This window comes from Clostridium sp. (assembly GCF_050717545.1).
Taxonomy (GTDB): domain Bacteria; phylum Bacillota; class Clostridia; order Clostridiales; family Clostridiaceae; genus Clostridium_AD.
Map to the genome: position 1 here is coordinate 112,409 of NZ_JBOITN010000024.1, position 22,121 is coordinate 134,529.

General features: G+C 30.3%; 23 protein-coding genes. 15 read left to right on the forward strand and 8 right to left on the reverse strand.

Going from position 1 to position 22,121, the window contains the following annotated elements; translation table 11 throughout:
• Nucleotides 1-24: 24 nt before the first annotated feature.
• On the forward strand, nucleotides 25-204 hold the full coding sequence (locus ACREVX_RS05885) for a hypothetical protein (protein WP_431543294.1): 180 nt from the start codon (nucleotides 25-27) through the stop codon (nucleotides 202-204).
• Nucleotides 205-335: 131 nt separating this feature from the next.
• Here the strand turns inward: ACREVX_RS05885 and ACREVX_RS05890 are convergent, their stop codons facing one another.
• Complete coding sequence (locus tag ACREVX_RS05890; protein WP_431543236.1) at nucleotides 336-1,373, reverse strand: uroporphyrinogen decarboxylase family protein; 1,038 nt, start codon at nucleotides 1,371-1,373, stop codon at nucleotides 336-338.
• 147 nt (nucleotides 1,374-1,520) lie between these two features.
• On the opposite strand from ACREVX_RS05890, the gene ACREVX_RS05895 reads away from it, so the two are divergent.
• The 5 genes from ACREVX_RS05895 (at nucleotide 1,521) to ACREVX_RS05915 (ending at nucleotide 7,483) form a co-directional block, all read left to right on the forward strand.
• Entirely contained in the window at nucleotides 1,521-2,411 is an 891-nt protein-coding gene (locus tag ACREVX_RS05895) for a helix-turn-helix transcriptional regulator (RefSeq protein WP_431543237.1), read from the forward strand.
• A 441-nt stretch (nucleotides 2,412-2,852) separates the two neighbouring features.
• Entirely contained in the window at nucleotides 2,853-3,803 is a 951-nt protein-coding gene (locus ACREVX_RS05900) for an ABC transporter ATP-binding protein (protein ID WP_500861853.1), read from the forward strand.
• Complete coding sequence (locus ACREVX_RS05905) at nucleotides 3,803-4,666, forward strand: ABC transporter permease (protein WP_431543238.1); 864 nt, start codon at nucleotides 3,803-3,805, stop codon at nucleotides 4,664-4,666. The genes ACREVX_RS05900 and ACREVX_RS05905 overlap by 1 nt, the downstream gene beginning before the upstream one ends.
• 13 nt (nucleotides 4,667-4,679) lie before the next feature.
• A complete protein-coding gene (locus ACREVX_RS05910) occupies nucleotides 4,680-6,092 on the forward strand; it encodes a GldG family protein (protein WP_431543239.1) in 1,413 nt (470 codons plus the stop codon).
• The gene (locus ACREVX_RS05915; protein ID WP_431543240.1) at nucleotides 6,089-7,483 is read left to right on the forward strand and encodes a DUF4340 domain-containing protein; all 1,395 of its coding nucleotides are present in this window, start codon (nucleotides 6,089-6,091) and stop codon (nucleotides 7,481-7,483) included. The genes ACREVX_RS05910 and ACREVX_RS05915 overlap by 4 nt, the downstream gene beginning before the upstream one ends.
• 600 nt (nucleotides 7,484-8,083) lie before the next feature.
• Here ACREVX_RS05915 and ACREVX_RS05920 read toward each other — a convergent pair.
• Nucleotides 8,084-8,509, reverse strand: a complete 426-nt coding sequence (locus ACREVX_RS05920; protein ID WP_431543241.1) for a peptidoglycan-binding domain-containing protein — start codon at nucleotides 8,507-8,509, stop codon at nucleotides 8,084-8,086.
• A 359-nt stretch (nucleotides 8,510-8,868) separates the two neighbouring features.
• Here ACREVX_RS05920 and ACREVX_RS05925 point away from each other — a divergent pair, with 359 nt between their 5' ends.
• Both ACREVX_RS05925 and ACREVX_RS05930 read left to right on the forward strand, forming a co-directional pair.
• Nucleotides 8,869-9,216, forward strand: coding sequence for a BlaI/MecI/CopY family transcriptional regulator (locus ACREVX_RS05925; RefSeq protein ID WP_431543242.1), 348 nt, complete (start codon nucleotides 8,869-8,871; stop codon nucleotides 9,214-9,216).
• A 92-nt stretch (nucleotides 9,217-9,308) separates the two neighbouring features.
• The gene (locus tag ACREVX_RS05930; RefSeq protein WP_431543243.1) at nucleotides 9,309-10,415 is read left to right on the forward strand and encodes a stage II sporulation protein P; all 1,107 of its coding nucleotides are present in this window, start codon (nucleotides 9,309-9,311) and stop codon (nucleotides 10,413-10,415) included.
• Nucleotides 10,416-10,699: 284 nt separating this feature from the next.
• On the opposite strand, the gene ACREVX_RS05935 is transcribed toward ACREVX_RS05930, so the two are convergent.
• Both ACREVX_RS05935 and ACREVX_RS05940 read right to left on the reverse strand, forming a co-directional pair.
• On the reverse strand, nucleotides 10,700-11,464 hold the full coding sequence (locus ACREVX_RS05935; RefSeq protein ID WP_431543244.1) for a hypothetical protein: 765 nt from the start codon (nucleotides 11,462-11,464) through the stop codon (nucleotides 10,700-10,702).
• 286 nt (nucleotides 11,465-11,750) lie between these two features.
• Nucleotides 11,751-11,912 (reverse strand): metallophosphoesterase family protein, encoded by a 162-nt coding sequence (locus ACREVX_RS05940; RefSeq protein ID WP_431543245.1) that lies wholly within the window; start codon nucleotides 11,910-11,912, stop codon nucleotides 11,751-11,753.
• 244 nt (nucleotides 11,913-12,156) lie between these two features.
• Here ACREVX_RS05940 and ACREVX_RS05945 point away from each other — a divergent pair, with 244 nt between their 5' ends.
• Nucleotides 12,157-12,300, forward strand: coding sequence for a hypothetical protein (locus ACREVX_RS05945; RefSeq protein ID WP_431543246.1), 144 nt, complete (start codon nucleotides 12,157-12,159; stop codon nucleotides 12,298-12,300).
• 17 nt (nucleotides 12,301-12,317) lie between these two features.
• On the opposite strand, the gene ACREVX_RS05950 is transcribed toward ACREVX_RS05945, so the two are convergent.
• Complete coding sequence (locus ACREVX_RS05950) at nucleotides 12,318-12,956, reverse strand: hypothetical protein (protein ID WP_431543247.1); 639 nt, start codon at nucleotides 12,954-12,956, stop codon at nucleotides 12,318-12,320.
• A gap of 113 nt (nucleotides 12,957-13,069) precedes the next feature.
• Nucleotides 13,070-15,262 (reverse strand): alpha-galactosidase, encoded by a 2,193-nt coding sequence (locus ACREVX_RS05955; RefSeq protein ID WP_431543248.1) that lies wholly within the window; start codon nucleotides 15,260-15,262, stop codon nucleotides 13,070-13,072.
• 185 nt (nucleotides 15,263-15,447) lie between these two features.
• Here ACREVX_RS05955 and ACREVX_RS05960 point away from each other — a divergent pair, with 185 nt between their 5' ends.
• Entirely contained in the window at nucleotides 15,448-16,278 is an 831-nt protein-coding gene (locus tag ACREVX_RS05960) for an AraC family transcriptional regulator (RefSeq protein ID WP_431543249.1), read from the forward strand.
• Between the two features lie 11 nt (nucleotides 16,279-16,289).
• Here the strand turns inward: ACREVX_RS05960 and ACREVX_RS05965 are convergent, their stop codons facing one another.
• Nucleotides 16,290-16,781, reverse strand: coding sequence for a DUF6106 family protein (locus tag ACREVX_RS05965; protein ID WP_431543250.1), 492 nt, complete (start codon nucleotides 16,779-16,781; stop codon nucleotides 16,290-16,292).
• A 138-nt stretch (nucleotides 16,782-16,919) separates the two neighbouring features.
• Complete coding sequence (locus tag ACREVX_RS05970; RefSeq protein WP_431543251.1) at nucleotides 16,920-17,894, reverse strand: Gfo/Idh/MocA family protein; 975 nt, start codon at nucleotides 17,892-17,894, stop codon at nucleotides 16,920-16,922.
• A 218-nt stretch (nucleotides 17,895-18,112) separates the two neighbouring features.
• Here ACREVX_RS05970 and ACREVX_RS05975 point away from each other — a divergent pair, with 218 nt between their 5' ends.
• The 5 genes from ACREVX_RS05975 (at nucleotide 18,113) to cysS (ending at nucleotide 22,010) form a co-directional block, all read left to right on the forward strand.
• Nucleotides 18,113-18,589: a hypothetical protein gene (locus tag ACREVX_RS05975; protein ID WP_431543252.1), complete on the forward strand. Its 477-nt coding sequence runs from the start codon at nucleotides 18,113-18,115 to the stop codon at nucleotides 18,587-18,589.
• A 48-nt stretch (nucleotides 18,590-18,637) separates the two neighbouring features.
• Nucleotides 18,638-19,378, forward strand: a complete 741-nt coding sequence (gene ymfI, locus ACREVX_RS05980) for an elongation factor P 5-aminopentanone reductase (RefSeq protein ID WP_431543253.1) — start codon at nucleotides 18,638-18,640, stop codon at nucleotides 19,376-19,378.
• 130 nt (nucleotides 19,379-19,508) lie between these two features.
• A complete protein-coding gene (locus tag ACREVX_RS05985; RefSeq protein WP_431543254.1) occupies nucleotides 19,509-19,838 on the forward strand; it encodes a hypothetical protein in 330 nt (109 codons plus the stop codon).
• A gap of 165 nt (nucleotides 19,839-20,003) precedes the next feature.
• Nucleotides 20,004-20,141 (forward strand): hypothetical protein, encoded by a 138-nt coding sequence (locus ACREVX_RS05990; RefSeq protein ID WP_431543255.1) that lies wholly within the window; start codon nucleotides 20,004-20,006, stop codon nucleotides 20,139-20,141.
• 462 nt (nucleotides 20,142-20,603) lie between these two features.
• Nucleotides 20,604-22,010 (forward strand): cysteine--tRNA ligase, encoded by a 1,407-nt coding sequence (gene cysS / locus ACREVX_RS05995; protein WP_431543256.1) that lies wholly within the window; start codon nucleotides 20,604-20,606, stop codon nucleotides 22,008-22,010.
• The last annotated feature ends 111 nt before the right edge of the window (nucleotides 22,011-22,121 follow it).

The window sequence follows — 22,121 nt, forward strand, 5'->3', positions numbered from 1 at the left end:
CCTGGAGAACTTTCAAATTGGCATATTGATTTCGAACTTACTTACGTTGAAAAAGGGTGTATTACTGTGGGAGTTAACAATGATAAGTATATTTTAGAACAAGGAGATATTGACATCTTAAATAGTGGCGATATTTATTACTATGAAAATACAAATGTACATTCAAAAGTTATGATATACAGACAACATGATGGAGGAGCATGAATTTGATTGGAGTTATTTACTATTGAAGTTTATGGCAATGATATTAAAGGTATATAAAAAACAAATAGTCTCCATCTAAAGATGGAGACTATTTGTTTTTTAGATTAGTTACTTGAATACCATTAGTAAACTTATAAAAGTTTCCCAGAGCTAATAGTCTCAAGCATTGCCTCAATATTCTCAAGAGGAGTATCAGAAAGTATTCCATTTCCGGCAGCAAGAAGCAACCCACCTTCTTTTTTGTATAGAGTGTCAATAAGCTGCGTAACACCTGCCTTTACTTCTTGAACTGTTCCTTCAGGTAGTAAGTGCTGAACGTCTACTCCTGCAAGAAATGTTATTTTATCACCAAAATTAGCAACTGTTTCTGCCTCATCCATGCAACCCTTTTGTATAGGATGGAATACATCTAATCCAGCCTCTATTAAATAATGCATTATCTTAGTATTATCACCACAAGAATGAAGAAAAACATGCATACGCTTCTCGTGAACATATTCAATAAACTCTTTATAAAAAGGAAAATATAATTCTTCAAATATTGCTGGAGACATCATAAGATTTGTTTGGTGTCCTAAATCATCAGAAGTGAATATACCATCAAAACCTAACTCAGCAAAACGGTCTATTATTACTTTATAAAAATCAAGCAAGTGTCTGCAGATTAGTTTTAGGCCATCCATATCATCATAATAGTCCATCATTAGGTTTTCCATACCTCTTATTGACCATAAACGTTCATGAAACAATTTCCAAAAACAACCTAATTTGTACCTATTTCCTGCGGACTCAATCTCATTTTTTACATTATCAAAAGAGGTGTGTTCATTGGGATTAGGTAAATCCTTAAGAAAAATGTCTAGCTCTGACCAATCTGAGAGAAGTTCAGTTACTTCACCTATGCTGTGTTTTGCTACGCCAGTATAATCTTCCTTATAGCCCCATCTATATGATGGGGTATTTGTTGTAGACTTTGATTCTCCTGGAGCATTGTAGAAAACCCTGAAAATATCATCTGGATATTTTGATGCCATCTCATTTAATTTGTCACCATACTTATCCTCGAGTCCATTGCCCCACCATTTATGAAAAACTAAAGGGATTTTAGTTCCTCCTTTTCGTTCAATAGCATTTATTACCTCTTGTCTTGAAAGCGATTGTCTTATCATTTTATAATCCTCCTCATGTTTTCAAAATCATAATGTGTATACTTTATATTATATATTGATAAACAACATGTTTCTATACAATATATTATTTAGTTTTTCAAAATCTTATGATAAAATATAATTATAGAATTTAGAGAGGTGTAGTGTATGTTTGAAAATATACAAAATGTAAAAATTAAAAATAATCAGATTAATCCTACGTTATTATACGCTTCATTATTTAACAAAGGTATGAAAATGTCAAAAGAAAATAAAATAGCAAAAAGATATGTATACGATTATGAAATAGAATTTTTATTAGATAGCAAAGGTTCAATGATTATAGAAGATACTATATATCCTATTAGTAAAGGAGACTTAGTTTTTAGAAGACCAGGGCAGCTAGTGAAGGGAGTTATGCCTTATAGCTGCTATTTAATATGTTTTGATATGACGAGTAATTCAGCAAAAACGAGAGAAAGTTATATTTTTGATAAGAATCAACAGTTTCAATTTTATTATTTGAATATGATGCTAGATGCTATTCCACCTGTGTTCCATCCGGAATCTAGTGAAAAATACCATCAATTATTTGATTCTGTACTGATAGAATTTATAAATTGTAATGAGTTTTCTTCTGTGTTATTAAAATCATTAATACTTCAAATAATATTTGAATTTCACAGAGATGTTATAAATCCCATAAGTAGTTTAAAAATTCCTTGCGTAGCACAATACAAAATGCTTGAAAATGTTATAGAGTATATACAAAATAACATTCAAAACAAATTAAGTCTTAATGAACTATCAGACATAACTAAGCTCAGCCCAAATTATTTTCACAAAATATTCACTAAGGCTATGGGGACAACTCCAAATGGATATGTTACAAAAATAAGGATTGATAAAGGTAAGGAATTGTTAGTAAGAACTGGTAAATCAGTCGCAGACATTGCGGTTCTATGTGGTTTTGAAAATACACCTTATTTTAGTTATTTATTTAAAAAACAAATATTTCTCACGCCTGGAGAGTTCAGAAATAAGTATCAATATTTTTAGAAAAAGTATATACGTTTTGGCAATACTTACCTTGCTAATTTGGATTGTGATGTAAATGAGTATAAACTTAACAAAATTCATCCTAAGAGTTCAAACAAATGTGAGAAATTTTATATTAATAATTCATTGAGTGAATGGAATTGTGCTCTTTTGTTGTCAATTACCTCCTGATGAGCAGTTTGCAACTTCTATGAAGATGTTGCAGCTCCGCAGGAGGTGATTTAATATGACTTTCAATTAAGTTACTAACAATATAGTTAAAATAAGAGATGTAATAATTCAGTTAATTTTGCAACATTACGCGAATTAATGTTATAATTGAAATTGTTTACAAAATGGCCATAAAATAAACTCCAAACTGACATAATTAGGTGATATTATGTCAATGGTTGAATAATTTATGTAAAAGCTAGAAAGAAATGTTTAAAGGGGTGAAGAAAATTGATACAAATGGAAAATGTAACAAAACGTTATGGTGATCAGGTAGCGGTAGATGGACTTAATCTAACAGTGAAAAAAGGTGAAATATTGGGATTTCTAGGACCTAATGGTGCTGGTAAATCAACTGCTATGAATATTCTCACAGGATATATTTCTGCAACTGATGGCAATGTAAGAATTGATGGTATTGACATACTTGAAAATCCTGAGGCTGCAAAGAAAAAGATAGGATATCTTCCAGAAATCCCACCATTATATTTGGATATGACTGTTGAAGAGTACCTTAAATTTGTGCATAGAATAAAAAAGGTTAAATCTGGTGCTATTGAGGCAAGTATGATAAGAATAATGTCGCTTGTAAAAATATTGGATGTTAGAGGGAGGCTTATAAAAAATCTTTCTAAGGGATATAAACAAAGGGTAGGATTAGCTCAAGCTTTGGTTGGTGATCCTGAGGTACTTGTTTTAGATGAACCTACAGTAGGCCTGGATCCAAAACAAATTATAGAAATAAGAAATCTAATTCAGAAAATTGGTAAGACATGCACTATTATATTAAGTTCTCACATATTATCAGAAGTTAGTGCAATATGCCATAGAGTCATAATAATAAATAAGGGTAAGATTGTAGCATCTGGAACTCCAAAGGAATTAGCTAAAAGAGTAAAAATTAGTAATACAGTTTTACTTAGAGTTAAAGGGGCAAAACCGGATGTATATAAAAAAATCAAAGAAATCCAGGATGTTAAATTAGTCCAAGAGCAAGGCGTTAATGAACCTGGTACAGTAGATTTAATAGTTGAGGCAAAAGATGATATAGATATAAGAGAAACTTTATTTATTTCATTAAGTAAGGCTGGGTTTATTATCTTAATGATGAAGAGCAAAGAGATTGATCTTGAGGAAATATTCTTGGATGTTACTACAAACAATAAAGGAGGGGGAATGTAATGTTAGCTGTATTCTTAAAAGAACTTAGATCATATTTCACTTCAGCTATTGGTTATATTTTTATGGGGACATTTTTACTAATAACAGGAATATTTTTTACAATGTATAATTTACTATCAGCAAGTCCAGCATATAATAATACGCTGCAAAGTTTAATTACTATATTTTTGTTTATAATTCCCATTTTAACTATGAAGATTATATCTGAAGAAACTAAAACTAAGACAGATCAATTATTATTTACCTCGCCATTAAAAATAAGAGATATTATATTAGGTAAATATTTTGCTGCTGTATCTATTTTTGCTATATCACTTTTGATAACGGTTTTATATCCACTAATTCTAAGTATGTTTGGAGTTGTTTCGACAGCTGAAATATTTACTGGATATATTGGTATATTTCTACTGGGAGCAACTTTAATATCAATAGGATTATTTGTGTCAAGTTTAACAGAAAATCAAGTTACTTCTGCAGTTTTATCTTTTGGGGTATTACTTTTTATATTCCTAATAGACAGTATACAACAGGCACTACCAAGTACTAGAACTTCTAGCATAATCTTTGCTTTAATTATAGTGGCTATATTTGCTCTGGTTGTATATTTTTCAACAAAAAACATATATGCAGCAATAATTACAGCAGTAGTAGGAGTAATTATAACTATAGGGATATATATAGCAAAGAAGGAAGCTTTTGATGGTCTAATTCAAAAGGTTTTCGATTGGTTTTCTTTAATAAAACGTTATAACTTATTTTCACAGGGTGTGTTAAGTCTTAATTCTGTGGTATATTACTTATCATTTATTGTGGCATTTGTATTTTTAACTATAAGAATGGTCGATAAGAGAAGATGGAGCTAAGGGGTGGATGAATATGAAAAAGTTAGAAATTAAAAAAGCTTTTAAAAGTAATAAGTTTAAATATGGGGGTTATGCAACACTAATTACAGCTATAGTACTTGTAATATTATTAGTTGCTAACCTAATAGTTGATAAAATGGATCTGAAATTCGATATGACAACAAATAAATTATATTCATTATCTGATCAATCATATAAAGTTATGGATAATCTAAGTAAGGATATTAATATTATTATTTTTGGCAAAGAGGGTAGTGTAGACCAAGGTATTGCGGAAATAATAAATAAGTATCCAGACAAGTCTAAAAAAATAACTATAAAATATATAGATCCAACAACTAATCCTCAAGTTGCAAAAAAATATAGTAGTACTGAAAATGTAATTGCTAGTGGAAACATAGTTGTTGAGAGTGGAAGTAAATTTAAAGTCATTAATGAAAGTGATTTATATAATACAACGCAAGATCAAAATACTGGCAAGACATCTGTGCAATCTCTTGCAGTAGAACAAAAAATCACAGGAGCTATAATGTATGTAGTAAGTGATACAAATTCAGTTGTTTATAATTTACAAGGACATAATGAAAAGGCGTTAGCAGGCGAGGTTACGAAGAGCTTAAGCAATCAGAACTTCATAGTGAAAACGCTTGATTTATTAACAAATGATTGGAAGCCAGCATCTGGAGATATGCTTCTTATTAGTTCTCCATCAGTTGATATATCAAAGGATGAATTAACTAAGTTAAAAGGTTTCTTTTCAAATGGGGGGCATGGAATATTCTTAATGGATGTGCAGAAAACCAAGTTGCCTAATTTTGATGATCTTATGAGTACATTTGGGATTCAAATAGAACAATCTATAATACTCGAAGGAGATTCAGAGAAGTTCTATCAAGCACCAGTGTATCTTATCCCCACAATGAATAGTCATGCTATTGTAGATCCTTTGACATCTGCAGGTCTACCTATTCTTTTCCCAGCAGGACAACCAATTAAGCAATTAGCTGTTAAGAAGGCTTCACTCAAAATTGAACCCTTACTTACGACGTCCGATAAGGCATGGGGAAAGAAAGATGTAAATAGCACAACTACTGAGAAAGAGGCTGGAGATTTAGATGGTCCTTTTGATGTTGCAGTTGCTATAACAGATACGCAAGGAGAAAGTTCTGCTAAAATTGTTGTTTTTTCATCATCAGGTTTTGTTAATGTAGCAGGTGGTGGTAACATGGACCTATTTATGAATAGTATGAATTGGGTACAGGATCTTAAGGATAACATCTCTATTACGCCAAAGGATTTAACAACAGAGGCATTAAAGATTACGCAGGCACAAATACTTGGATTTTCCGCATTAGTTGTAATAGTAATTCCAGGTATAGTCTTAATTGCAGGGGTTGTCATATGGCTTAAGAGGAGACATCTATGAAGAAATTTAAGAGTATTATTGCATTAGTTGTTATACTACTCGTTTTATGCGGAACATATTTTTACGTTTCAAAACACCCAAAAACTGCCCAGCAGGATTCGAGTCCTTCAAGTGATGTGGCAGCTAGCGTAGAAGTTTGGGAGTTAGATAGTGCTAAGGTTTCAAAAGTAATTATTACCGGCGATGGTTCAGACAATACATTTGTTAAAAATGCGAAAGAATGGGCTATTGAAAATTATGATTATAAGCTTAACCAAACTGCTATTACTGGTGTTACAGATCCATTAATAACTTTGTCTGGAACACTGGTAGAAAAGGATGCTAAGGACATGGGAAAGTATGGTCTTGACAATCCCATTATAAATGTAGTAATAAATGGGGAAGGAATAGATAAAACCCTATTGATTGGAGATAAAACTTCAGATGAAGCTAATTATTATGTAAGTGAAAAAACAAGTAAAAGCGTATATTTTATATCAGCTAGCACTGTAGAAGGTCTTAATTTAAAGCAGTCGGCATATAGAGATAACACTATTACTGCAATAGATGCAGCCACACTTTCTTATATGAAAATTGTGCAAGCTGGAAGTTCACCAGTTGTGATTACAAAAAGCACAAATCAAAGTGCGGACGAAATCCAATACAATATAAATACTTGGATGCTTACAGGGGCGTATAGTTCGCCACAAGGTCTAGATTCAGAGAAAATTGCTACGCTGACAGCTGCCATTCCGAATTTAATAGTTAGTGATATAGCTGAAGATAATCCAAAGGACTTAAGTAGATATGGATTTAATAAGCCGGTTATGGATCTAACGTATAAGGATAGTAAAAATACGTTACACCTCTTAATAGGTAAAAATAAAGATGAGAGTAGTGTATATTTTAAAGTAGATGGAATTAATACAGTATATATAATGGATAAGACTGTAACTGATACTTTTAAAATTAAGCCTTTTGATGTAATCTCTAAATTTGCATACATTGTAAATATAGATTATGTTGATAAAATAGTTGTAGATGCAAATGGAAAAAAAGACACCGTTATGCTTTCTAGAACTTCTGCTAAAGCTGAAAAATCCGGAGATCCTGATGTTGTAACTACAACATCTAAAGTAAACGGTAAGAGCATAGAAATTGATAAGTTTAAAACTGAGTATCAAGAAATAATAGGACTTACAGTGGATTCGCAGAATGATAAAAAATTAGAAGATAAACCAAAAATAAGTATTACTTATAGTCTTAATAAGGGAAGCAAAAAAGAAGAAGTTGTTAATTTTGTACCTTATAATGATCAGTTTTATGCAGTATTTAGGAATGGAAAATCTGATTTTGTAATTACAAAAGATAAAGTTAATAAAATGGTAACTAGTTTAAAGAATTTAAAATAAAATATTAAAAGACTATACAGTAAAATTAACGGGTTCCATTTTGAAGTTCTTTTGATTAATTATCAGACATTTTAGCATAAAAAAACTCTATGATTTTGTCATAGAGTTTTTTGTTGATGTAACTGCATTAACAAGTAGTTTTAATAAATAATACAATATTTTATCATATGTTTTAGCACATAGAATCACACTGTTAATAAATTTATTAACAGTGTGATTCTATGTGCGATTATTAATGCTAAATTCAGTGATAAATTAAATGATAATTTAGCATATTATCTATTTTAGATAATATGATTATATTAAGTATGTGATTAATAATTTGCAAAAAAATAAAGGAGGGAAAATCATTCTTACTTTATTTTACAATATTATAATGTTGCGTTATATATGAATATTGTTCATTAAATTACTGTATTAGATTACTTTTTACAAAGCAATAATCCATGATTATTCCATTCCTAAAATACTTTTTTCTCTACAACTACTCAAACTATAGTGTAGCCACGCTGCATATAAGTGATAGTAACTATAATTATAGAAACGAAAAAGCAGTTTAGATAAAAATCTAGACTGCTTTTTTTACAACTAACAATTTAATTAATTCATAGCAACCCAAGTATTTCGACCTACAATACCATCCGGTGTTAAATATATAAGAGATTTTTTCTGAAAATTAATTACAGCAGATTTTGTATTTGCTCCAAATATTCCATCCACGGTACCACAAGGATATCCTCTTTGATTTAACACGGATTGAATCTCTTTAACAGCTGCACCTATATCACCCAGTTGTATAACTCCGCCGTTTTCTGTAATATAATCAGCACTTGGTCCTCCATTTGGTCCATAATTAAATGAGGGCTGTATAATAGCTGTTGGAACAATAACTGGTGTAGTAGTAGTATAAGTCGTAGCAATACCTGGTGTTATACTAGTAGAAGTTGCAGCGAAAACTGGTGTTGTAGAAATTACAACAGTGCTCAAGATTCCCAAAGCTATTAACTTCATTTTCAAGTTTTTCATTTTTGTTTCTTCCTAAACTTTATTTAATATTCAAATATAGCTAATAACTAAATAAGTTAGTTTAGCTTTTTACTTATTTAATTGGTATTTAAATACATAATTATACAACTTTTATGTATTATGTTAACATATGCATATTATACCATAAAATAATAAGCTTGTACATATAATTTTAATAATAAAGCCAAAATATAAAAGTACAAAATCCCAATATATAAACATTTATTTGTACAATTTATTAATATGTAATAATTATTATATTAAAGAATATAGTATAAAAAGATATAGTATAAAAAGATATAAATTACAGTCGTAAACTAACATTAATGTGATTGTGCTTGAAGTGGGGTGATATATAAATGTGCATAATTCCCAAAATATCAGATGCTGAATGGGAAATAATGAAAATAATATGGGCTAACTCTGAAATTTCTTCATTCAATATTATTAAGGAATTAAAGGATAAATCCAAGTGGAAACCTGCTACAATTAAAAGTCTCATAAACAGATTGTTGAATAAAAACGCAATTGGGTTTAGTAAATTAGGTTATGAATATTTATATTTTCCTTTGGTTTCAAAAAATGATTGTATAAAATCAGAAAGTTACTTATTTGTTAATAGGGTATTCAATGGTTCTATTAAATCTATGCTCATGACTTTTGTTTGTTTAGGGTTAATATCTGAATCAGACATAAATGAATTATAAGTGGTTTTAATATCAATTATATAAAATGCACCGCACCAACAAACTATAGGAAATCCGAGTAAATTAAATGAAAATATAGTAGGGAGATAAATATGAGTAAGAAGGATAAGAAAATTAGTGCGACACTTTTAAATATTTTTTCATTACTGATTATTTTTTTATTAGGCGCAATAATTTTACCTAAAAATGCTATGGCAGATTCTGGACAAAAAACTCGAAATTCTTTTTATGTTAGTGTAATTGATAATGTGTTACCTGCTATTAAGTTAGGTAATAAAGAAAAGTATGATAGCCGTACAAGTGACATGAAAATTGCGGTCTTATCATTTTTAGGAATAGACATTTCTAATCCTATATCAATAATGACTAAAGAAATTGCATATTTGAATAGTAATGAAGACAGTACTGATGTAAGTGTAGCTGATGAAAGCAATGCTGTAGAGAAAGTAAAAGCATTTATTCTTACCCCCTTTAAGTTAGATGATAAGCAGGTAAGTAAATCTGAAGATAAAGTCGAAGCTCCTAATGTGATTGCAGACCTCTATAATCCTAATTTAAAACAAGTTCTAAATAAAGCCAAACCACGAGTGTTTATATATCATACACATACTTGTGAATCTTATCGTACCTCAGACAAGGAAACATTTAAAACTTACAATAGTTTGGACACAACAAGAAGTGTAGTTGGTGTAGGAGATGTAATAACTGAGGAACTAGAAAAAATTTATGGGATTAGCGTTATCCATGATAAAACTGTACATGATAAAACGGATTACAATAATGCCTACAAAAAATCTGGAGTTACTTTAGCTAAGTACTTAAAGGAATATGGAAACTTCGATTTAATTATAGATTTACATAGAGATAGTGTAGTGAATAAAAATACCGTAACAACTAAAATAAATGGGGAAAATGTCGCTCAAATTATGTTTGTAGTTACAGAACAAAATCCTAAATATGCAAAACAGAAAAAATTGGTAAATTCCATGGTGGGAATATCAAAAAAATTATTTCCAACTCTTTTAAGGAGCATGCCAATTAAAGTTAATCAACGAGGTAAGTCTTATTATAATCAGGATAAAAGTGATAATGCTGTGTTAATTGAAGTAGGCACATATACTAATGATATCAAGGAAGTGAAAAATACTGGTATGTATTTATCAAGAATCATCGCAGAGCAATTAAATGGCAAAAATTAAATACCTAAAGTTAGCACTGAATATACTCGCCTTGAACAATTTATAGATTAGGCATCTACACTAAAAATACGTGAATCATATTGAATTTCACTCAAAACGGACTATGTTTTGTCGTAACAAACTTAGTAGCTCCAATAAATATATACATTTCAGTTTCACTGAGAATATAGGTGGACAAAAGGACACAAGCAATTAAAAAAGCCTTAAAATTTTAAATTTTAAGGCTTTTACTTTAAAAAAATACATTTTTAAGAATATAGTACATATTATGTAATTGATATGATTTAAGATTTTAATAAGCCCATAGCGTTATCAAAAGCCTTCTCAGCAGCTTTAAATTCACCTTTTTCGTATTCTTCGCTTTCTTCCATATCATTGCTACCATCAATATTTTTAGTGAATTTACTGCCTTTAATTAAGTAATCCAACAATCCGTTTTTTTCTTTTAAATCTTCTATTTTTGTAAGATGCAATTCACCTTTGTCTTGTAAATTAAAGTTATATTTCTCTTGTTTACCATCTGCTGTATACACATTAGAATTAAATAGTTTATGAGCTATTATATTTCCATTTTTATCAGTTTTATAAATTGTTACAAAATCATTATATACTCCTAAAAAATACCTATTAGCTTTATAACTGTACCTATTACTATTATTAACAAAAACTATTACATCATTACCCATATTAGAAACTGCGTATCCTTGATTTTTAAAAAACTCATTAAGTTCTGATTGTGTTTTCCTATATAGCTCAGAAGAGTCATTAAAATATTTTTCGAGTACCATGTTTCTTACTTCATTATCAATATATTTAATTTTGAACACAAATTTTGTATCCTCAGCAACCCTAGCCAAATTAGTAGTCACCGAAGTTTGTATTAAATTATTACTAAAGCTTTTCTCAGTGAATTTTAAATATGGCAAAGTACCACAAGCTTCAAGCTTTAAATTATATTTTTTCATATAGTGCGCAAGAGAATAGTTGGCACCAACAAATGAAATAAAAATTATTGTTAACAGTGAATATAAAATTTTTTTATTGTTCATATTACCCCTCCTTATTTGGAATTATGTCCATATAGAGAGGTATTCATTCAATATATAAAGAATATACCCTAAGTAGGGGTGCAGCCAACAAAACACGTTAAGGAATTAAGTACCAGAAACCTTCGTTTATAGTTCTTAATTGCTAATTAGGTAGGTAAGACCTAGTAATGCTATATTAACGGGTTCTATAACTCAGTACCATAATCAAAGTACTGATATATCTATAATTTAACGTTTATGGTACTTTGAAAGTCCAATGATAATTTCAAAATAATGTTAAGTGGCCCTAAATTACACGAATGGTTGCCGTATGCCGAAATGGTCCAATTCCGATTATATCACCACAACATATTATTTCATCACATTTTTCATATTCAAATAATTTTAGAATAGATTCTAATGCCACTACATTATTATGTATATCTGTAATTATTCCAATCTTAATCATTACACACCCCCCCAGATATAAATAATCTTTGATTCGTCTAATATTACAACTGTTCACTAAACTATAGATTACTTATATACTAATAATAGCATAAATTTAAAGTATAAGGGATTGAATTGCCAAAAAATAAGAAAACACAGAGTTTAGCCTGTGTTTCCTTGTTTAAATATTAGATTAATAGCTTAGTATATAAGCGTGATTTTATATGATAATATTGGTGATGTTTTTGTAAAAGAACTTCAAAATGGAACCCGTTAACAGTAAAATGTATAGTCTTTTAATATTTTTAAGTCCGGAAAGCATTTGGTTTAACGACATTTCAGAAGGAGATTTAAGGGATGCTCTATTAGAAGGTGTTGGCCTTAATATATTTAACAATCATTGTTAGTAATTCTAACAAGCAAATTATTTATTTAACAGCCACGTAAGCACCAAAGCTGAGTTAGTCTTTTGCTTAGATGTACTAATAATACCAATTACCTTATTAGTTGTATCAAATCCTACATTCTTAAACGCTTTAATGTCTTTAGCATTTATGGCATACACAGCCTTAATGTTATCCTCTACAGTAGCTTCAATCTTCTCGCTTTTTATAGAATTTAAATCAAGTCCACTCAAGTTATCCAATCTTAAAAACATATTTTGTTTAGCGAAAGACTCAAACATATCTTTATCTAAAATTACAATATCAAGTTCTCCAACAGATAATTGGGCAACAAACTTTTGCATATATTGGCTTGACATTGTAGAGTCTGAGCTAGTCGAACCGCCAATGGACATATTGCCTATAGTAGCTTGCTTTTTTTTATCTCCGTCACTTACAACAACACTCGTAATTTGCTTCTCTAAATCAGTCAGCTTAGTTGTGTCTACAGTATTTCCAAGCATGGTTAGGTTGAATACGTAATCTACCTTAGTAATTTGACCATGTATAATTGAAATTATTATACATATAACAACCAAAACGCCTATAATATGCAATTTATAATATTCCCAGATGTATTCAGCTTTCTTCTTCTTGCTCATTCCTTTTAAATCAACCATAATCCCCATCCCTTTAAAAGTATATTTGTAAAATTATATATAAAATTAAGTTATTCTATATAGTCACATTTTACAATTAACTTACATGGTAGTCAACACAAACTATAACTTAATTAAATTTCAGCCTTGATTCTCCAAGTAATACTGGAATAATCTCCATTTAATTCTGTTATATTAAGACCTGAATACATAAGCTGATCACCACCATAGAAACCTTCTTTACCAGCAATTTTATAATTTAGCTCAGGATCTAGGCCTCTTAAAGTTAATTTTTCCGCTGGTCCATTAGCTGTAGCAAGAACCTTAAAATAACTAATAAACGCCTCTGTTTTATCACATGACACAAACATCCATGCAGCTGTATTTCCTTCGAATGGACTTAGCAAGCGATACATATCACCATGTTGAATGAGTTCTCTTAACTCTTTGTATAAAGAAATTTGAAGTTTTACTTCTTCTTTTTCCTCGCTTGTAAATTTCGTAAGATCTAACTCATATCCAAAGTTTCCAGACATGGCTACATCTCCTCTCATTTTAAGGGAGGTATTTCTTGATACTTGGTGATTAGGGATATCAGAAACGTGGCAGCCCATAGTACTTGTTGGATAAACTATGCTTGTTCCATACTGGATTTTAAGCCTTTCTACTGCATCGGTATCATCGCTAGTCCAGGTTTGTGGCATATAGTACAAAATTCCTGGGTCATAGCGACCGCCGCCACCGGAACAACTTTCAAACAATATATTAGGGAAACCTGTTGTTATTGAATCCATTACGCTATAAAGTCCTAACATATATCTGTGGGCTGTTTCGCGTTGCCTTTCTGGTGGTAATAATGATGAACCAATCTCGGTCATATTTCTATTCATGTCCCATTTAACATAGCTAATTGGAGCACTTTTTAATACACTACTTACCATATCTATAATATAATCACAAACGTCTTTTCTTGATAAATCTAGAACTAACTGAGTTCTAGCCTGCGAGCGAGTTCTATTTGGTACGTGCAAGCACCAATCAGGATGTGATCTATACAAATCACTATCAGGTGATATCATTTCAGGTTCAAACCATAATCCAAACTGTAGACCAAGTTTATTTACGCGACTAGCAAGGTCATCTAAGCCCATAGGCAATTTATTTTTATCAACTACCCAATCACCTAATGAAGTCTTGTCGTCATCTCTCTTGCCAAACCAACCATCATCTAATACAAAAAGTTCAATACCTAGTTCTTTTCCAACTTTTGCAATTTCCTCTATTTTATCAGCAGTGAAATCGAAATAAGTGGCCTCCCAGTTATTCACAAGTACAGGCCTCAATGCATCTCTAAATTTCCCCCTACATAAACGCGATCTATACAGTTTGTGATAAGTTCTAGACATATTACCAATACCCTCACAGGAATAAACCATAACAACTTCCGGTGTTTGAAAAGTTTCCATAGGCGTAAGTAACCATGAAAATCCAAAAGGATTAATTCCCATGGATACCCTAGTAGTATTATATTGGTCAATCTCAGCTTGAGCTAAAAAATTACCACTATAAACTAAACTAAAACCATATACCTCACCATGTTCTTCAGTTGCATCGGGGCTTAGAAGCGCTATAAAAGGATTTTGCTGATGACCACTTGCGCCTCTTCTGCTTTCTATAGATTTGTTGCCGCTACTCAGAGCAGTTCTTTCAACATGCCTCTCCCTTGCCCAAGAACCTGAAAGATTCATGAAGTCATATTCATCCTTATTAAAATCTACGCTCATGCTTAGTGCTCGGAGAAGTTTTAAATTTGTATGTCCTTCATTTATAAATCGAACACTTCTAGTAATAGCGTCATGTTTATCAAAAATACTATAAGCCAACACTACCTTAAGATTAATTAAAGAGTCAAACATTACTATTTCTAAAGTTAAAGCTTCATCTTCATTTTCTACATAGGTAGATGGTAGTCCAATGAGCGCTGGTTTTCCTTTTAAGATATCATAAGAAACAAACCTAAGGTCGGTTATTGTAGTCCCATTTTCAAGTTGTACTTCATAAGCAGGAACGCGCAAATCAGTATTACCATAAGACGGAAATTCTTGTGGTAATGTGTCCAGTGAAAAAGAATCGTCTTCATTGTCAGGGTTAGCTGAAAAAGAACCTCTTAGTTTTAAGGCTAAAAGCTCATTACTGATTGGCATTCTTAAACGCCTTCCCCAGTAAAGATGTGCTAGATAACCATCTTTATAAATTTGCATTACATAGCTTGTGTTTCCAGTTTGCAAGTGAAAAGATTTAGTAGCTTGTTCAAAAGTTATATTCATAAAGGATCATTCCTCCTATTTATATTTTAGCATGTCCATTATTATTAGTATAAATCTTTTAAATATAAATTAATACTAACACTATCTATTATAAAATATTATCATATAAAAAGAATAGTTTTATGTGTGATAAATATGGTATAATCTCAGATATATAGTATGAGTTACTGGAGGTGTGAAATCGTTTGTTTAATAAAGCAAAATTTACAGGGTTTAAAAATCCATTAGATGAAGGTATGGATTTAATAGTATATCATTACGGTTTGGAGAATTGTAAGCGGTGTCATTCGTGTGGGCCTGCTCTTAGAGACCATTTCTTATTACATTATATAATTAGTGGTAGTGGTACATTTGAATGTGATGGGAAATCTTATACTCTACATGAGAATCAGGGTTTTCTTATATGTCCAGATATAATTACATATTATGAGGCTAGTAGTAACGATCCTTGGGTTTATACATGGATTGGATTCAGAGGTATAAAGGCTGAATCCTTCTTAAAGAATGTTAAATTAGATAAAGATAACCCGGTTTTTAGTTGTAAAGGGGATGTTATAAAGAAATGTTTTGAAAACATTAGAGGTTCTAGCTCTTATAAATTTGGATATGAACTTCGTTTGCAAGGCTATTTAAGTATATTGCTTTCAGAGATTACAGAGCAATTAGGACTAGGGATAATAAAAGGTGAAGGACACAAAGAAAATTATGTAAAAAAATCAATTCAATTTATAGAAACTAATTATTCTCGCACTATATCAATAGAATCATTAGCTGATTATATAGGTCTTAATAAAAACTATTTAAGTACTATATTTAGTGATTTACTAGGAATTCCACCCCAAGAATACCTAATAAAATATAGGGTTAATAGAGCCTGCAAACTGTTAAGCAATAAGGATTTAACAATAAGTGAGATTTCACGTTCTGTTGGATACGATGATCCTCTTGGATTCTCTAAAATTTTCAAACGTATAAAAGGGGTTTCGCCAAAAGCTTATAGACAGGCTCTATTATAATATATATTATATTACCTTTTTACTGCTCTTGGATTATATTTCATACAAAGAGCTAAAAATTTTTCATTTGGTATAAACATTAATTGCATTCTAGTGGTACCTTCTGTAACCATTGCAATATATACTCGTTCCTTTGTACCAGCGGGATAGCATTTAACTATTGTATTAGGTTTGCTAGAATAATCGCGAATTTCATTGCTACCCTCTGGTGCTAGTAGTGCAACCCCTTTTATATGAAAAGAAGTTACTTTGCTTCTCTTTTTCATTTCTAGTATCTTTTCTATATCAATGTCCCCATTTGTAAATTGATATTCATATTCAACAAATAATCTTGATTTGTAAAAAAAACATGCTACAGCTAGTCCAATAAATACTACTGCAAAAATTATATTTGCGCTAAAGGATGCTATTCCAATTAATGCAAGCATATATGTTGCTCCGTTTACTAGTTTATAAGAATTTGATTTAGATGTTGTTACTAGTTGCTCATAAAAGTTATCCATTTTTTTATCCCCTTTATTTTTTTATAATTAATATAATGTGCCCTTAGGGTACATTTAGTTTTTGCTTTGCTAATTTTAAAATGCTGTATACATCTTTTTTTGTAAGTTTTAATTTGTACTAGATTTATAACCTATAAATTATTTGTTGAAAATTTTATTTAATGATTCATCAATTACTTTTGCATTATTATATGAATCATCTAAGCTAACAAGTGGCAAGTCTTCGCCGAGAATACATCTTCCAAATTGTTCTACCTCAAGCATGTAGTTATCAGGGCAGTCTATATTTATTTGTGTAATTTCTCTTCTTGTCTTTAAAGTTATGTTAATATTACCCTTAGCGTTAAATTTAATAGGAACTTCAATAACTCCGGTGTCTCCAACTATAGTGTAGCCACATCTGTCCATGCTATTTATAGAGCAATATGAAACTGCTTTCAAATCATCTTTGAAATCCATCATAATGCAACTAGATTCATCAACCTGCGAGTTTTCTCCTATTTCACCTGTGGCGAATATGGATAACGGCTCAGAGCCTGCTATATATCTTATAACATTTAGATTGTAACATCCAATATCATAAGTAGCTCCGCCTCCAAGGGCTTTAATAAGTTTTATACTGCCCTTATTAGACAAAATAAAACTAAAATTGGCTTCAATAAATTTAAGCTTACCAATTTCTCCAGAGTCTACAAGGCTCTTCACTTTAAGGGTTAGAGGGCTATGCCTGTATGGGAAAGCCTCCATAAGAAGCACACCGTTTTTAGTACAAACATCACGCATAATTTCTACTTCTTTAGCAGTAACACCTAGGGGTTTTTCACAAAGAATATGTTTTTTGTGCTGAGCAGCTTTGATAACCCATTCACAATGCAATGAATTTGGCAGCGGTATATATACAACGTCTATTTTAGGATCCTCAAGTAAATCCATATAACTTTGATATGTTTTAACTGGGTTATGCATTTTATTATATCCATCTAATTTTTCTGCGCTCCTACTTGCAATAGCATAGAGTTTTGCATTACTTGCAGATTTAATTCCAGGGATAACTGCACTATTCGCAATTTTTGCGCAACCGATTACCCCCCAGTTTAAAATTTTATTTTCCATTATATTTAGCTCCCTTCATTTAGGTGTTTATTCAATGTAACTTTATAAAATTGAGATTGCCTTAATTCTTAATAATTCCTTTTCAATTGTAACATAATCCATATATTATAAAAAGTTATTATTTTAAATTATAGAATCAATAAGAGTAAATTTATCTAACTAATAGTTGCAAAATATATTCGATAGAATGATAATGATGTTGAGGTGAAGGTGTTATTATGAAATCAATATATAAAACGTGGAAAATTATAAAAAAAGCTCGCGCGAATAAAGAAATATTTATTAGAAAATTTAACGAAGGTGGTAAAGCTTTCGCAACTATTGAATGTGCTTTTAATGCTAACATATTAATAAATAATTCAGGAGTCTTATATAACACAGCAATAGATTCAGAGTATTTTTTTATACCAATTCAAGACATAAAAAAAATCCAGGTTAAAACTGATGAAGAAATTTCTAAGCAAGAAGTATCTAATAAAACACCTAGATTTGGTGGGTTATCATTTAAACAGCAAATACATTTTTTCTTAATAATAAATTATGTTGAGAATAATATAGAAGTAGAAAAAACTATAGAATCTAAAATGGCAGAGAGTGGAGCAGGTGGAATTTTAAGAGCAAGGGAAAACTACATTATAAATAATCCTAATTCTTATATAGAAGAGCTTGATTATTCAATTAAACCCTGGTTATAATAATATTAATAAAATATAAGAAAACATTTTAAGTTAGGAGTGGTATTTATGACATTAAAAGGTAAAGTAGCTATAGTTACAGGAGGATCTAGAGGAATTGGAAAAGGTATTGCAATAGAACTTGCAAAAGCTGGCTGTTGCCTAGTAATAAATTATAAAAGCAATGATGAAGCTGCAGAAAAGACAATGCAGGAAATTAAAGAAATGGGAGCTTATGCCATAAAGATCAAAGGCGACGTTAGTGATTATAAATTTTCAAAAGAAATGATAAAAATTACTCTTGAAAAATTAGGTAGAATAGATATTTTGATTAATAACGCAGGAATATCTAAGGTAGGACTATTTATGGATGCTACAATTCAGGAATTGGATGATGTTTTAAATGTAAATCTTAAGGGAGTTATTAATTGTTCTCATAACGTTGTTAAAGAGATGATAAAACAAAAAAGTGGAAGTATAATAAATATATCATCAATGTGGGGGGAAGTAGGAGCTTCTTGTGAAGTGATTTATTCTGCATCTAAGGGAGCAATAAACGCTTTTACAAAGGCACTAGCTAAGGAACTCGCACCTTCTAATATTAGAGTTAATGCTATAGCACCAGGGGTTATAGATACGCAAATGAATAGTTTTCTAACAAAGGGTGAACGTGAATCCTTGGTAAATGAAATACCTATGATGAAGTTCGGAGAAGTACGTGACGTTGGCATGCTTGTAACATTTTTAGCTAGTGAAAATTCAAAATATATTACGGGGCAAGTGATAACAATAGATGGTGGAATGATATAGTAAACTAAGATAAATTATTTAACAGATTATTAATAGTTTTTATAAGCAGAATTAATATTTAATTCTGTTTATATGTTATAATTAAAATATCATATAGAAATAAATTCAATGAAAGAAGGCTAATATTATCATGGAATATACAAAGGGCAAAAATGTAATTTCAAAGTTCTTTAAATCAGCTTTATCAATTGCTACTTTTATTGTTATATCAATACTAGTATTTTACGCTGCAGCCTTTGTTATTAAAGCATTATTTGCTATTGCGGTTTTCGGAGTTTTAGTATGGTGTACTTTTAAAATAGTTAAGAAGATTAAAATGTCTATATATAAAATAAGCACAAAGAAAAATTCTTCACCCAAAGCGAATATATTTAATAGTGATCAAGATAACTCAGAGTCAGTTGACATTAATTATGAGGACAGTGTTATAGTTGATGTAGATTATGAAAAAGTAATATAAGTAGTAATTAATAAAATAAAAATAAGTTTATAAACTAAATTTGCAAAACCAGTCTATATTCTAGATTGGTTTTGTTTTTGTAATTTTATAATAACTATGAGGAGAGAATATTTTTGTTGAAATTAGCAAAACATATAAATATCAATATATAAAGGAGATGTTTATATGCCTAAAGATAGTCAACCGGATAATAAATTTGCAAGACTTGTAAAAAGCAACTATGATACTCCAATAACTAGAGAAACTGCTAAAAATCAAAATGCTACAAATAAAAAACAGTCAACTTCACCTTATAAAAAGTAAAAAAACAGGAGCATATAAACTTTTGTTTATATGCTCCTGTTTTTTTATTATATATGAATTTTTATGATTATAAGGAATGTAATAGATTCATAAACAGATTTAACGACATTTCAGCTCCGCAGGAGATGATTTAATAGTACAATTACTAACAAATAATAAATTATATTAATAATTTATTGCATTATGCTAATAATATGTTAATATTTATGTATATAGTTATTTTAAAAATGAAATAGCTATATATATTTTTACTTAAAAGTCCGGGTTTGTTTATACTTTGAAATTTAAAGCTACAGCATGCCTGTAGCTTTTTATATTGCATCGTCCAAGGTGAGAATCAGTTTTAATATCTCAGCTCCGCAGGAGATGATTTAATTAGAAGATTAGAATAGTGGAAGGGTTTTATAGAGTTATAGATAGATACTATTGTGCTATTGTACTATTTAAAAAGGAGTGAATATATTGAGTTTTTATGTTTATAATACTATGACTAGAAATAAGGATGAGTTTGTGCCTTATAAAGAAGGTAAGGTGGGAATGTATACCTGTGGACCTACAGTATATAATTATGCCCATATAGGTAATTTAAGGACCTATATTTTTGAAGATGTACTTAAAAAATCTTTAGAGTATGTAAATTATAAAGTTAAGCATGTAATGAATGTCACTGATGTAGGTCACCTTCAATCGGATGGAGATGAAGGCGAAGATAAAATGGCATTAGGTGCAAGTCGGGAGCATAAAACCGTGTGGGAAATTGCTAAATTTTATGAAGATGCTTTTTTTAAAGATTGCAAAAAACTTAATATAAAAAGACCAACTGTTGTATGTAGAGCAACTGACCATATTAAGGATATGATAAATCTTATAAAAAAGCTCGAAGATAAAGGATATACTTATGTTTCTAATGGAAATGTTTATTTTGAAATTGACAAGTTTGAAGATTACGCAAAACTAGCTAATATCAGTATGGATGAGCTTAAAGCAGGGAGTAGAATAGAAATAGATCCTAATAAAAAAAATCCGCTTGATTTTGTATTGTGGTTTACTAATTCTAAATTTTCTAATCAGATTATGCAGTGGGAGTCACCGTGGGGAAAAGGGTTTCCAGGCTGGCATTTAGAATGTTCTGCTATGTCTATTAAATATATTGGTGAATATTTAGATATTCATTGTGGTGGAATAGACCACATAGCTATACATCACACTAATGAAGTAGCTCAATCTGAAGGAGTACTTGGACATAAATGGGTTAAATATTGGATGCATGGGGAGTTTTTAGTATTAGACGATGGTAAGATGTCAAAATCTAATGGAGATTTCTTAACAATTTCAAGACTAGAAGAAGAAGGGTATAGCCCACTTGATTACAGATATTTCTGTCTTCAATCTAAATATAGAAAACAGTTAGTTTTTAGTTTTGATAGTTTAAATGATGCTAGAAATGGGTACAAAAAGCTTAAAGAAAGAATTTCACAGGTTTTAAATTCTATAAACAAAAATGATATAACGAGTTCAGAGGCAATAAACTCATATAAGGAAAAATTCTCATCGTTTATTAGTGATGACCTAAATATAGCAAATGCCTTTACTGTACTTTTTGATGTTTTAAAAGATAATGAACTTAATAATAGTGAAAAGGCAATACTTATAGAAGATTTTGATAAGGTATTCTCACTTAACCTCATGACAATTGAAGAAGAAGCTACAAATGTAGATGAGGAACTTATAAATAATCTCATAGTTGAAAGAGCCCAGGCGAGAAAAAGTAAAAATTGGACCAGAGCAGATGAGATAAGAAATGAATTTATAGCAATGAATATTGAACTGCTTGATACTAAAGAAGGAACGACATGGAAAGTTAAATAAAAATCAGCTATTAACCTTCTAGTTTAAAATTAAGTGGTTATAAGCTGGAATATTTTTGGAGGCTAAACAATAACCAGTTGTTTAGCCTCCAAAATTTCTATTAAATTCTTG